The following is a 13,755-nucleotide window of genomic DNA, read 5'->3' as shown; positions in this document are numbered from 1 at the left end:
GTGATTTTCAAAAATTTACAAAATCTAATGTAGAGTAACTACTTAGCTAAGTTGTTGTCACTTTTTCTTCTCCAAAACTTAATGATGGCAAGATTCCAGATAGTATCTCGTTTAAACAAACATTGGGACCGAATATACTCAGCATATTTTCAACAACTTTATTTGTAGCGATTTTTGCCTTAGCTAAACTATGTACAATATAAATTTTAGTTATGTTAGTATTACTATGTCCTAATATTTGAGATATTGTATCTAGTGTTTCACCATTATTTTTCATCCAAGTTGCGAACGTTCTTCTAAGATCATGTATTGTTACATTCTGTATTCCGGCTTTTTTTCGAATCTTAGCCCATGCTTGATGTATTGTTGAACTTGATATGTGTTTACTATTGTCTTTCGGACTTGGGAATACCCATTCACTTTTTGAGCATAGTTTTCTGTTTTGCAATACTTCTATTAATTTATCAGCTAACCCTATATATAGAGTTTTACCATTTTTACTCTTAGTTTTTGGTATACACCATATTTTTTCGCTAAGGCTTACCTCGTCCCATCTCATTGCTAATATATTGCCACTACGAGCTGCTGTAAATAAAGCTGTAAATAAAAACAGTTTTTCTGATATCTTTAATTGTTTTTTTTCTTCTGTTAATTGACTATTTTCTTTCTCTGCAAGCACTTTCATGACTCTTTCCATTTCTTCATTTGTTACATATCTAGATCTTGATTCTTGCTTGTGCCTTTTTATTCCATGAACAGGATTTTTATCTATTAATCCCCACTCTATAGCCTTATTAAATATAGGGCTTAACAGTTTTAGAATACTGTTTGCTGTTACATAGTGTTTCCTTGCTGTTATTTCATCAAAAATTTTCTGAATATCTTCTTTGGTAATCTCTGATATCTTTTTATTGTATAAAGATTCTGAATACCTCTTTACTCTTTGAGCCATTATCTTCCAACTTTTATGATAAAGACTACTATATTCAGTATATTTTACATGCACCTGTCCGAATGTTAGTTCATTCTTTAATTTAAGCCTCTTCTCTCTTTTTTCTCTTCTTTCTTTATTTATCTTCCGTCTTTCATCCATTGGATTTATTCCGTTAGCAATATCCCTTTTTAACTGCTGTATCTTTTTTCTAGCTTTTGCTACCGTTAGATCTGGTGAATCTCCTATTTTTATTTTATAATATATGCCACCAATGTTTATTCCTAAATAAAATCTTCTAAATCCAGTATATGATATTATCCAAAGTAAGTTCCTTTCTATTATATCTCTACACTTGATTATTTTTTCTTCTTTGGTTGGTACTTTTATTTCATTTAATGCTGATTGTGTAAATTTAAATACTTTTACTGGCATATTTATCACCCTTCATTAATTTAAAATTGAAGTAATTAAATAATAACTTATTAATTTTTAAAATTAGCTTAAACTTATAGTCTAAGTATGATTTTTATTTAATAGCAAATACTTTTGTAAAAATAAAAAATATTTTTAAGCTACGTTATCAACTGAAGGTTACTCTGAGCTTATCAACTATAAATTCAAGTTGTTGGATTAAAAATTAGCACTTCAACTAGCCAAATATTAGACATAAATTTCGTTATATTTTCGCAATTAACATCAAGATATTATTGTCATATTGACAAATAATATTAATACAGCTACAGTTAAATTCATGTATCAACTCAAACGAGAATAAACTACATAGCAGATTTTATAAGGCGTATAAAGCTCATAATAGCTCTTAATCTAACTTATTTCTTCTTGTTAGTTAAATCATCTTAAACATTAAATGTACCTACTAGGATACACTTATAAAAAAAACTCATTTTCATTCCAAAAGGGATATTGTGTTAAGAAATGAATTTATCAAGAAGGTAAAGCAAATTTCTAAAGAAAATCTAGTATTTATTGATGAGTCAGGAATAGAGGATAATGCTTGTAGAGAATATGGATGGAGTATAAAATGTACTAGATGTTATGGCAATAAAGCTTATCAACATAAATCCAGGTTCAGTATGATAGCTGGACTTTGTAATAATCAAATTATAGCACCAGTAATATTTGAAAGATATTAGTATGGCTTTAGAACACGTAACGAAGTTTATCTGATTGTACATATTTCCTATGTTATTGCTATACCTTAGAGAATACCGCACTTATTTCCGTATAGGTCAGAACTATGGGATTAGTGAAAGTTGAGCATATAAAGCTGTAAAATGTGTAGAAGATACCCTAGTTAAGCACCTGAACTTTGCTCTTCCAGGTCGTAAAGCTCTAATGAAGAGTGATATGAATTATGAAGTAGTCTTGATTGATGCTACTGAGACTCCTATAGAAAGACCTAAAAAAAACAAAAATTCTATTATTCATGAAAGAAGAAAAGGTATACACTAAAAAAACTCAAATAGTGCTAGACAAGAAAACACAACAAGTAATATGTACAGATTTTTCTAACGGTAAAAAACATGACTTTAGATTATTTAAGAAATCCAAAATGCTTATCCATCCTAAGGTTAAAATGATTACTGATACAGGATATCAAGGTATACAAAAAATTCACAATAATTCTGAATTACCAAAGAAAAAAAGCAAGAAAAATCCTTTAACTAAAAATGATAAAAAGAATAATCTTAGGTTAGCAGGAGCAAGAGTTGTGAATAAAGCCGTTATTGGTATGCTAAAACGGTTCAAAATTATTGCTGAACAAATATCGAAATAGACGTAAAAGATTCTCTCTCAGATTTAATTTGATCTCTGGCATTTATAATTTTGAACTACCTTAACCAGTTTCGAAAGAGGTCTAATATAATTGGTAGCTATAATTTCACTTCTATAATATTATCAGTATTATTAAAAAGACCTTCAATTAATGCATCAGGTATGGCTGAGTTTATGATTCTTACTCTCTCTACATAATTATTTAAAGCTCCCTCAGTTGCTTGTACAATAGATTGATCAATAAAACTATTTTGATTATTTTCATAAGATTTTTTAAATTGAGATAAGCTATGATCTTGAAATTGTATATTCTGCTTAAAATCAGTTAAAAACACTAAACATTTAGCTGTCATACTAGCTGCAATTACTGAACTTGTTATATTTACATCAAGTAAACATGTTGAATTATTCGGTCCAATTGATACTGGCGAAATAACAGTTACTAAATTTGCATCTTCTAAACTAATTAAGATTTCTGGATTAACCATTGCAGGACTAGTCGAAAATTGCAAATCAATAACTGATTTAGATTTTGTTTCCTCATTTGAATAGGATATTCCTGATTTTTTTGCTTCAATAAGATTAGCACTTTTGCCTGAGATACCCATTGCCATACATCCAACATTACATAGACTACTTACTATTTTTGGATTAATATGTCCAACTAATACCATTTCAATAATCTGAGTAGTCCGATAACTAGTAATATTATTTTTATATTTCAGATCTTCAGATAATCCTAATAATTGTAATGTTGAGTCTATGGCTTGGATATAATCATGAATAATAATAACATTTATCTCCAAAATTGTTAATAAATAAACATTTTCAGAAAAATTTGCTAACTGAGCATCATCATTTATTATATCCGCTGAAAGTTTTATAACTACAGTTTCTCCTTTTAGATCAACGCTTTGAGCTAGCAAAAGTTTTATTGCTTTAGGATTTAAATTACAATTACTACTTTGTAAATTATTAGTACTAATATTAAGTTCTTTTTGAGTATTTGAGTATATTATACTGAATTTCCTGCGCACCATTCTTATTCCTAATACTTGTAAATATTATTTTATCATTATAATCAAGCAAATTTTTGCTTGTAGTTATTAAACTATTTTTTTCTGAATCTGAAATCTTATCTTCCTTAGTGAAAACAATTTTCATGGTATAATTAAAGTGATGTACTAAATTTATTACAGCAAGATCATTATCCTTTATACCTCGTCTAGCATCAATTAATACATATATTAATCTCAGATTTTTTCTATCCTCTAAGTAGCTTAAAATTAATTTTTCCCAATTCTTACATGTGACTACTGCAGTTTTAGAATAGCCGTAACCTGGCAAATCTACTAGAATTAATTTGTTTGCTATTAGAAAAAAGTTTATTTCTCTAGTTCTGCCAGGAGTTTTAGAAACCCTAGCAAGATTATGCTTATTACATAATAAATTAATTAAGGAAGACTTGCCTACATTTGACTTACCAACAAATACAAACTCTGGTAAATTTGTAGCTGGGAACTGATTTTTATGGCTTGCTCCAAGCAAAAACTTAGCATCAAGACTAAAAAGCTTTAACTTATTTGTTGAGTTCTTACCTATAACTTCTTTCATTTATTATTAATCTTATTAATAATAAATTGTTGTACAATGGATAATATATTATTCCATGTCCAATAAATTAGCAACCCAGCTGGAAAATTATTAAACACTATTAAAAGAATTAATGGCATAAACTTTAATACTTGAGCTTGAGCAGGATCAGCAGCAGGAGCTGGATTTATTTTTTGCTGTAGCATCATTGTTGCAGATGTTAAAATTGGCCAAGCGCCAATATTTAAAAACCATGGCACATGGAAAGGTAGTAACCCAAATAAGTTAAATATACAAGTTGGATCAAGAGCTGACAGATCTTTGATCCAAATAAAGAAAGGGGCATGCCTCATTTCTATAGTTACATGTAAAACCTTATATAGCGAAAAGAAAATAGGAAGTTGAATTAATGACTGCAGAAAGCTTCCAGCAAGACTTACTTTTTCTTTCTTATATAGAGCCATTATTTCTTGGTGAAGTTTAATTTTATCATCTCCATATAGTTCTTGAAGACGTTGAATTCTAGGCTGTAAGTCGCGCATCTTTTTCATTGAAGAATAAGATCGATTAGAAAAACTAAACATCATTATTTTTATTAATATAGTTACAATTAAAATACTTACACCAAAATTACCACAGTATTTATAGAAAAAACTCAAAGTATAAAAAAGAGGCTTAGTAAGAATATAGAACCAACCAAAATCAATTGCTCTGTCAAATAGCTTAATATTGTATTTTTCAGCATAATAGTCTAGTAATTTTACTTCCTTAGCTCCAAGAAATAAATGATGTACAACCGATAAACTTCCGCCATCGGAATTTACTACTTCTTTAGGAGATAAGAAACTAACTTGGTATTTTTCAAATCCAGCTTTACCATACATAAAACTTGTCGAATAACGATATTTAACGTCAGGAATAAAAGATGTTAGCCAATATTTATCACTTATACCTAGCCAATGAACAACATTGAGATTATAATCAATATGTTTTTTTTCCTTTAATTTATTGTAAGTTACCTCATTTAAGTAACTATCAATAGATGCTATAGGCCCTTGAAAAATATTAGCAGAATTTTCATTTTCTGCTAAATTGCGATGTATTAGACCATGAAATTGAACAGCAAGTTGTTGCTTGCTGTTATTAACAATCGATTGGTTAATTGTAAACATATAATTGTCATCTATTGATACACTAACTATAAACTGTACATTATGCTTATTAGTCCAGGTAAAAGTTGTTGTATCATTAGCTTGTAGTATAGATTTGTCAGTTTGCCATAATGTATCGCTATTTGGAAAATCAGAATCTGCATTTTTAGCACAGTACCAGCCAACTTCAGCAAAGTAAGCTGTTGCTGTTTCTGAAGGAGATAATAGTTCAACATCAGGACTATTTTCTAGAACATCTTGTTTATAACCTACAAGTATCAAGTCATCAAATCTTAATCCTTTTAATGAAATTGAGCCGTGCAGCTTATTCGTCATAATTTTTACTCTGGTACTATAGTCAATTATATCTACTTTATCTTTAATTTTTAATGCAGATTCATGTAGTAAATGTTGATTAGTATTAGAACGCTTGTTATACTCTATTTTTTCTTTCTGGGCATTAGACATTTTTATTAAGCGTGGTTTTTCATAAAAGAAGTGCCACCCTAAAATAATTGCCAATGACAAAGTTATTGCTAAAATAAGATTTAGCCTATTATCACTATCCATTACTTAAATTTTAATTTTTATGATTCAGTTAACTTTGTTTCTATAGGATTTATACAAAATAAGCAATAAAAATTGTCCTGCTACTATGCTCTATTGACAAAATATGTTCAGTAATAGAAGAGATGTTACCATGTCTTTCATCCACTAAGATGTGCTTCAAGTGATGATTGTGAGGTGATTTTTTCAACTCTAGTTTCTATCACAGGCCTTATCAAACGTAATGTATGGATTTTCAGCAATTATCTGCACTTTCCTGATAACTTTATATCATTGCCTATAGCTTATCTGCTGTTAAAGGTCTATAATATCGAATTTGGTAATTATTATACAGTCTCATCTTCTGATATAACTTTCTTCTACTATACCTTTTCCAGTCTAAGCTATTTGATGATCCACATGATTGCATTAGATGGTGTGTGCATCAAGATAAGGTGAATTAATCTTACTGGTGAAAATCCAGTTATGGAAGGAGAAGCTACTTCCACTATATAGCGAGTTTTGTGCTGCTGAAGGTAGCAACAGTAGTAAAGCGTAGACAGTGAAACATTCGAGCCGAAACCAAATGGTGAACGTGATAGCCCTGAAGGTAAGATGTAGTGGAAGCCGATATATTCTACTACATAGTAGGCAAAAGAAGATTGGAGGTTAAACTAGTGAAAATCCAAAAGTCTTCAACCACAGGGAACGCAGGCTTCAGCGAGTTTGTAAAGATTAATGACACAACTTGAGAAGTCATTATAACTCTCACTTAATTAAGTAAGTATTCAAAGTACAAGTGGTGAAACATAAGGCTTTGGAGATAGTATAGTCATTTACAATGAAGTTTGAGTATAGAAAAAAGCGACAATAGCATCATAAGATTTACCAACAGGATATTTTATACGCAAACTTCATTGTAAATGACTATATAAGGATTGCTAACTTAGCAATAGTAGTGATGAAACTCAATAGACCTCTTTCGAAACTAGAGAATGATGTAGAATAGTGTTATAAAGATCTGATTTGAGGTGATAATGAAATGTGATCAGATTAAAGAGTTAAAGGATGAAAAATTTCGTCGATTAACAGGAGTAAGGAAGGGAACATTTTCAAAGATGGTAGATATTTTAAGGAAAGCTGATGGTCTTAGAATACCTTAGAGAATACCGTACTTATTTCCATATATGTCAGAACTATGGGATTAGTGAAAGTTGAGCATATAAAGCTGTAAAATGGGTAGAAGACACCATAGTTAAACACCCAAATTTTGCTCTTCCAGGCCGTAAAGATATAATGAAGAGTGATATGAATTATGAAGTAGTCTTGATTGATGCTACTGAGACTTCTATAGAAAGATATAAAAAAAACAAAAATTCTATTATTTATGAAAGAAGAAAAGGCATACACTAAAAACTCAAATAGTGGTAGACAAGAAAACCTACCAAGTAATATGTACAGATTTTTCTAACGGCAAAAAACATAACTTTAGATTATTTAAGGAATCCAAAATTCTTATTCATCCTAAAGTTAAAGCGATTACTGATACAGGATATCAAGGTATACAAAAAATTCACAATAATTCTGAATTACCAAAGAAAAAAAGCAAGAAAAATACTTTAACTAAAAATGATAAAAAGAATAATCGTAGGTTAGCAGAAGAAAGTGTTGTGAATGAAAACGTTATTGCTATGCTAAAACGGTTCAAAATTATTGCTGATAAATATCGAAATAGAAGTAAAAGATTCGGTCTTAGTTTTAATTTGATCTCTGGCATTTATAATTTTGAACTACCTTAACCAGTTTCGAAAGAGGTCTATTCTAGGCCACAGTTGTATTATTCTACTATAGCTTGGTAAGCAAAAGTATCCTTTGTACTTATAACTCAAGTAATATAGATAATAATTTTTACAATCTTTGCATTGAGATACATAAAAATATATCGCTATTGTTAATAACTCAGCTAAGGACAACTTCCCATCTCTGTTCCTTTGATTACTACTTGGTATTAATCTCTTTCTCTCACACTCTTGGTATATCTTGCAAAAATTGTCTATTAAATAGTATACTGTTATAATACATTTTTTCATGTTGGGTTAGTCCTTGTTTATTTAAACTTTTTTTATAACTCAACATTCTCTCTTTGTATACCTCTTATTCTCTACATTTCATATTTTCACTTATCCTAATCTGGCGTTTATAATGTCTATAGCAAATATTTTTTAGTTAATGGAAGGATTTTTAGTAAGGAAGAATATAAAAAATAATGTTTAACACTATTATACATAAGAGTAAAAAGCTATAATCTTTACTTTTACTACTTTCCATTACTCTACTTATATCAAACTCTGGGTACTTTATCTTTTACTATAAATCTATAATGTTCAATGGCATTGAAATCTTGAAAATAAGTTGTAGATATAATAAATTACATCTTGCAGATTCTATCAAAGACTTAAAATCACTTCGCCTTATAGAAAACTCTTATATTATCTAATATTACTGTTTGTCAAGGCATTAACTCCTTGATTAATGCAGATTCTACATAAACATCAAAAATACTTTAATACTTTTATTTCAATCACCCTAAATAAAAAAGTAGCAATACTGTCCTATCTTTTGTAATTATATTAATTATTGCTATAAACACATTAATTAATATATGCTTCATTTTTGGATGATAAAAACTTTTTTTATAGCTATACCAAAGTTTTTTGATTGCAACTAGTATTGCACTACTCAAAATGTTTCCAGCATACAAACATATAAATTCTTTGCACTGGTTTTATCTGTAGTATTCTATACTCTACTATTACCTTATCTCGAACTTGATTAATAAAAGCTTTTTGGTTGGTGGGCGATAGAGGATTTGAACCACTGACCCTTACGACGTCAACGTAATGCTCTAACCAACTGAGCTAATCGCCCTATTAATATATCATTACTTGCTCTTATAAGCTAATGCTTGACAAGATTGTTTTGCATAATAGAAGATAAAATATAATACCAATACTAATATCATCCAAGCAATAATTATTCTTCCAGTATCCAGTAAATTACCATCTTCATCAAGAATTTGCTTAAACAACAAATAAATACAAGATGCTAATGATATTGGAGCAACAACAAATACAGCAGGGCACTTAAATGCTCTAACAGCATTAGGCATTTTGATTCTAAGCAGCATTACTATTACAGATACTACCATATAATCAATAAGCGCTCCCATACTTGATAGTTGAGCTACTGTTTGATAAGGAAAAAATCCTCCAATTAATGCTACTATTAGTGCAAAAAATAAAATAGCAACGTATGGGCTATCATATGTAGGATGTACTTTTTGAAATATTTTTGGCAATAATCCATCTCTAGCAATAGCAAAGAATATTCTTGATTGGCCATAAATATTTAGCATTAAAACTGTAGTCATGCCACTAATTGCTCCAACTGCAACAATCGCTGAGCCAACAGTACTACCATTAAGCTTTAAAGCATAAGCTAAAGGTTGAGCATTATCAAGCTGATCAAATGGAGCCATACCAGTTAATAATCCAGCAATAATAACATAAACTATTGTTGAGATTATTAGAGATCCTATGATACCTACTGTCAAATCCTTTGTAGGATTTTTACATTCTTCAGCAGCAGCTGCTAGTACACTAAATCCAGTAAATGCAAAAAATAAAATGGATGCTCCAACCAAAGTGCTATTAAATGTAAAAGGCATAAAATTTTTCCAATTTTCTGCTTGAAAATGTGGAGCTGCAACAATTATAAAAATTCCAACTGATAAAAGCTTAACAATAACTAAAATTATATTTAACCTTTTGCTATCGCGTGTTCCTAAATATAAAACAAAGCTAGCAAATGCAACAATTAATACTGCAGGTAGATTTATAATACCACCTTCAAATGGAGTGGCTGCATATATTTTTGGTATAATTATTCCACCTGCCTCTAATATCCCCTGAGTATAAGCTGACCAACTAGCTGCTACTGTAGCAGCTCCAAATGTTAATTCTAAAATTATAACACTAGCCATTATCCAAGCAAACACTTCCCCAAGCGCTATATAAGAATAAGTATAAACGCTACCAGATGCAGGAATCATAACTGCAAGTTCAGTATATGCTAAAGCTACTAATATACAAACAACTCCAGCTATAATATAAGATATTGTTACTGCAGGTCCAGAATATTTAGCAGCTACCATACCAGTTAACGAAAATACTCCAGTACCAATAATAGCTCCAAGCCCTAACAATATTAAATCAAAAGCAGTAAAGCTTTTTTTTAAGTTGTTGGCATTTGTCGTAGACTTAGCTAAGTCAAAACTTTTTTTTCTGAATATACTCATACATTATACTAAATACTAAAATTAACTGCTCTACATTTATATCAGCACTTCTAAAAATTCTAAAAAGAAAAACTTAATGAAGTATTTTAAGATTAAATATTATTAAATGGTTTAATTAACTTTATCTAAATAACTCTGCTATATTATATACAAATTAGTATGCTTTGCAAGAATTAAATTTTTAATACTAGATATCACCAATAATACACATGAAAAACTAAATTTGACATTGCGCTGCAAATTTAGTACTTTTTGTAAAGTGGTTTTATAGATTTCATGGATAATTTTAAGGAGTAGAAATATGTTGTCACAGATTTTACCAGTATTATTATTTGGCTGCATTCTAGGATTGAATATAACAAATAAGCTGATAGTGTGCTCTTTCTTGTTTATATTATCAGTCTTAATTACTAATCTTATGGCAAAGTTATATCATACAGCTAATACACTTAGTATTGCAATGCTATGTGTATTGGGAAGTCTTGCCTTAAATTGGTATAACATCAATATTTTGTTTATAGGTTCATCTGCTGCAATTACCATATCACTATTTTGCAGTACAAATCTATTTAATATTCTTGATAAGAAATTTGCGTTGTCATTTCCAATTAGCAATTTAATTAGTTCTGCTATAGTAGCTATAATAGATAGTATTATTGTTTCTATTGCTTTGTTAAACAAATTCCAAATTAATAAAGTTGTAGAAATATGTCTTAAAGATTGCGTTTTTAAGCTATCGTATGTATCAGTAATAACTATTTGTATATATGCAGTACTATACTTTATAGAGCATTTAAGAAAAATAAATATTGCCAGTAAGGCATAGTTTACTATGCTAGCAATATATTTTTGCTAGCATTATTTATACATCTAAGTTATTAACATTTAAAGCATTAGCTTGAATGAATTCACGTCTAGGCTCTACTATATTGCTCATTAAAGTTGAAAATACTTCTTCTGCTTCATCAAAATTAGTAATTTTTACCTGCAGTAGCGTTCTGTTTTCTGGATCTAATGTAGTTTCCCAGAGCTGATCAGAATTCATCTCTCCCAACCCTTTAAACCTTTGAATGTTCATTCCATGCTTACCAATTGCTAATAATTTATCCAATAAAGCTGATGGTAAACCGATATTAATTTCTTCTGATTTATGCTTTAATGTTAACCGATTTTCAAATAGTTCAGATAATTCTTGGCCTAACCTTATCAAACTAACAAACTCTGGAGATTCTAATTGGCTTTTGAAAAGACTTTGAGCTTTTTTTATCCCTCGTACAAAACAATAAAATTGCATATAATCATCATGAACTTCAACTTGCCAATTAGTTTTATCTAAAGTCTGAGTTGGAAGCATTGCTTGTATAAGAGATGATAATTTATCCTGATAGGTAGAGTTAAAAGTATCTGCAGAAAGATTTTTAGTAATAGCTAAAACCTCAGCAATATATTTATTCAGTTTATTACCTACTTTATTTAAAACTGCAGTTAACTTTCTAATCGAAGTAACAATTGTTGTTAACTCAGCATTCGATATTCTATCACCAGAAGATTTGATTACATCAATCTCATCAATAGCTATTTTTAATAAATAATCATATAATGCTTGATCGTTTTTAAGATACAGCTCATTAGCTCCACGCTTAATTTTATATAAAGGAGGCTGAGCAATATATAAATAACCTTTTTCAATAACTGTGGGCATATAACGATAAAAAAATGTCAAAAGCAATGCTCGAATATGAGATCCATCAACATCAGCATCAGTCATAATAATCACTTTATGATAACGTATTTTATCAATAGCAAAGTCATCACTTCCTATTCCTGTTCCAAGGGCAGTAATTAAAGTGCCAATTTGATCAGATTGTAACATCTTATCAAATCTCGCTCTTTCAACATTTAATACTTTACCTCTTAGTGGAAGAATAGCTTGAAACTTTCTATTACGCCCTTGTTTAGCTGTACCTCCAGCTGAATCACCTTCTACTATAAATAACTCAGATTTCTCCGGAGCTCGTTGTTGACAATCGGCTAATTTGCCTGGTAGATTTGCTACTCCTAATGCTGATTTACGTCTAGTTAATTCTCTAGCTTTACGAGCTGCTTCACGTGCAAGCGCTGATTCAGTAATTTTAGCAATAATCTTCTTACCTTCACTAGGGCGATGTTCTAACCATTCTACAAGTTTTTCATATACTATACCTTCAACTATAGCTCTAGCTTCCGGACTAACCAACTTATCCTTAGTTTGTGAAGCAAATTTAGGATCAGGCAATTTTAATGATAACACACAAGATAGCCCTTCTCGAATATCATCACCATTATAATTGATATTATTTTTAGGAAAATGATCTTTAGTGTATTTAGTGATAGCTCTAGTTACTGCTGATCTATATCCCTGTAAATGGCTTCCACCATCTCTTTGTCTAATATTATTAGTAAAACACACTATATTTTCATAGAAAGAATCATTCCATTGCATAGCCAACTCTAAAGTTGCTCCATGAGAATCAGTTTGATGAAAGCTTATAGTTGAATGCAATGCTGCCTTAGCTTTATCAATATATTGCACATATGATTCTACTCCACCAGTATAAAAAAATTTAACATCTTTTACTTCACTAGAACGCTCATCAGTTAATGAAAATTCAACAGAAGAATTTAAAAATGCTAATTCTCTTAATCTATGCTCTAACTCTGAAAAGCTAAACTCAACAGAGGTAAAAATTGCAATTGAAGGATAAAAGGTAATTTCTGTACCTTGCTTGTTCGGAGCTTCACCAACTATCGATAAAGGATTTTGAGGTTCTCCATTATTGAAACGCATAAAATGTTCTTGATTGTTTTTCCAGATACGTAATTCTAACCAATCTGATAACGCATTAACTACTGATACTCCAACTCCGTGCAATCCTCCTGACACTTTATATGCATTTTGATCAAATTTTCCTCCAGCGTGCAACTGGGTCATAATGACTTGAGCGGCAGATACTCCCTCTTCTTGATGAATATCAACAGGTATTCCTCTGCCATTATCTCTGACTGTTACAGAGCCATTTTTATTAAGAATAACCTCAATTTTATTACAACCACCAGCTAATGACTCATCAGTTGAATTATCTAGAACTTCATAAATTAACTGATGTAATCCAGATCCATTACTAATATCACCAATATACATACCAGGCCGTACTCGAACCGCTTCAAGACCTCGTAAGATCTTTATTGAATCAGCATTATATTGATCTAATTTTGTGTTTGTTGGCATATTTAAGCTTGATGACATAATAATTGCAACTTTATAATGGATAACTTAGTGGAAAAACCTATTATGATAACATATAGTATAATCTTTAAGAAGTCAAAAATACTTAAAT

At 30.0% G+C, this 13,755-nt stretch carries 7 protein-coding genes, 1 tRNA gene and 4 pseudogenes; 3 read left to right on the top strand and 9 right to left on the bottom strand.

Features of this window, described 5'->3' with window-relative positions; genetic code table 11:
* Window positions 1–46 precede the first annotated feature (46 nt).
* Complete coding sequence (locus DK405_RS05070; RefSeq protein ID WP_174197574.1) at window positions 47–1,366, bottom strand: tyrosine-type recombinase/integrase; 1,320 nt, start codon at window positions 1,364–1,366, stop codon at window positions 47–49.
* 442 nt (window positions 1,367–1,808) lie between these two features.
* Here DK405_RS05070 and DK405_RS05065 point away from each other — a divergent pair.
* A pseudogene (locus DK405_RS05065) lies at window positions 1,809–2,079 on the top strand (transposase); the annotation flags it as partial.
* Between the two features lie 58 nt (window positions 2,080–2,137).
* Window positions 2,138–2,796, top strand: a pseudogene (locus DK405_RS05060) (IS5 family transposase); the annotation flags it as partial.
* Window positions 2,797–2,829: 33 nt separating this feature from the next.
* Here the strand turns inward: DK405_RS05060 and DK405_RS05055 are convergent.
* The 3 genes from DK405_RS05055 to yidC are packed head-to-tail and all read right to left on the bottom strand — an operon-like array spanning window position 2,830 to window position 6,045.
* Window positions 2,830–3,771, bottom strand: coding sequence for an amino acid kinase family protein (locus tag DK405_RS05055; protein WP_045912142.1), 942 nt, complete (start codon window positions 3,769–3,771; stop codon window positions 2,830–2,832).
* Window positions 3,719–4,345 carry a ribosome biogenesis GTP-binding protein YihA/YsxC gene (gene yihA / locus DK405_RS05050; protein ID WP_045912141.1) on the bottom strand — a complete coding sequence of 209 codons (627 nt, stop codon included), beginning with the start codon at window positions 4,343–4,345 and terminating at the stop codon, window positions 3,719–3,721. The genes DK405_RS05055 and yihA overlap by 53 nt, the downstream gene beginning before the upstream one ends.
* The gene (yidC, locus tag DK405_RS05045) at window positions 4,342–6,045 is read right to left on the bottom strand and encodes a membrane protein insertase YidC (RefSeq protein ID WP_045912140.1); all 1,704 of its coding nucleotides are present in this window, start codon (window positions 6,043–6,045) and stop codon (window positions 4,342–4,344) included. Before yidC ends, yihA begins: the two co-directional genes overlap by 4 nt.
* Before the next feature lie 1,013 nt (window positions 6,046–7,058).
* Here yidC and DK405_RS05035 point away from each other — a divergent pair.
* Window positions 7,059–7,820, top strand: a pseudogene (locus DK405_RS05035) (IS5 family transposase).
* Window positions 7,821–7,838: 18 nt separating this feature from the next.
* Here DK405_RS05035 and DK405_RS14010 read toward each other — a convergent pair.
* The 5 genes and pseudogenes from DK405_RS14010 to gyrB all read right to left on the bottom strand — a co-directional run.
* Window positions 7,839–8,111, bottom strand: a pseudogene (locus tag DK405_RS14010) (IS982 family transposase); the annotation flags it as partial.
* Window positions 8,112–8,872: 761 nt separating this feature from the next.
* Window positions 8,873–8,949, bottom strand: a tRNA-Val gene (locus tag DK405_RS05025).
* Window positions 8,950–8,962: 13 nt separating this feature from the next.
* Window positions 8,963–10,378 (bottom strand): amino acid permease, encoded by a 1,416-nt coding sequence (locus DK405_RS05020; RefSeq protein ID WP_045912138.1) that lies wholly within the window; start codon window positions 10,376–10,378, stop codon window positions 8,963–8,965.
* A 432-nt stretch (window positions 10,379–10,810) separates the two neighbouring features.
* Window positions 10,811–10,993 carry a hypothetical protein gene (locus DK405_RS12750; protein ID WP_162563004.1) on the bottom strand — a complete coding sequence of 61 codons (183 nt, stop codon included), beginning with the start codon at window positions 10,991–10,993 and terminating at the stop codon, window positions 10,811–10,813.
* Between the two features lie 247 nt (window positions 10,994–11,240).
* Window positions 11,241–13,646, bottom strand: coding sequence for a DNA topoisomerase (ATP-hydrolyzing) subunit B (gene gyrB, locus DK405_RS05010; RefSeq protein WP_174197616.1), 2,406 nt, complete (start codon window positions 13,644–13,646; stop codon window positions 11,241–11,243).
* Window positions 13,647–13,755 lie beyond the last annotated feature (109 nt).

The organism is Orientia tsutsugamushi, assembly GCF_900327275.1.
GTDB lineage: Bacteria > Pseudomonadota > Alphaproteobacteria > Rickettsiales > Rickettsiaceae > Orientia > Orientia tsutsugamushi.
The sequence above is the reverse complement of the archived record's forward strand: the minus strand, read 5'-3'. Positions and strand labels throughout refer to the sequence as shown.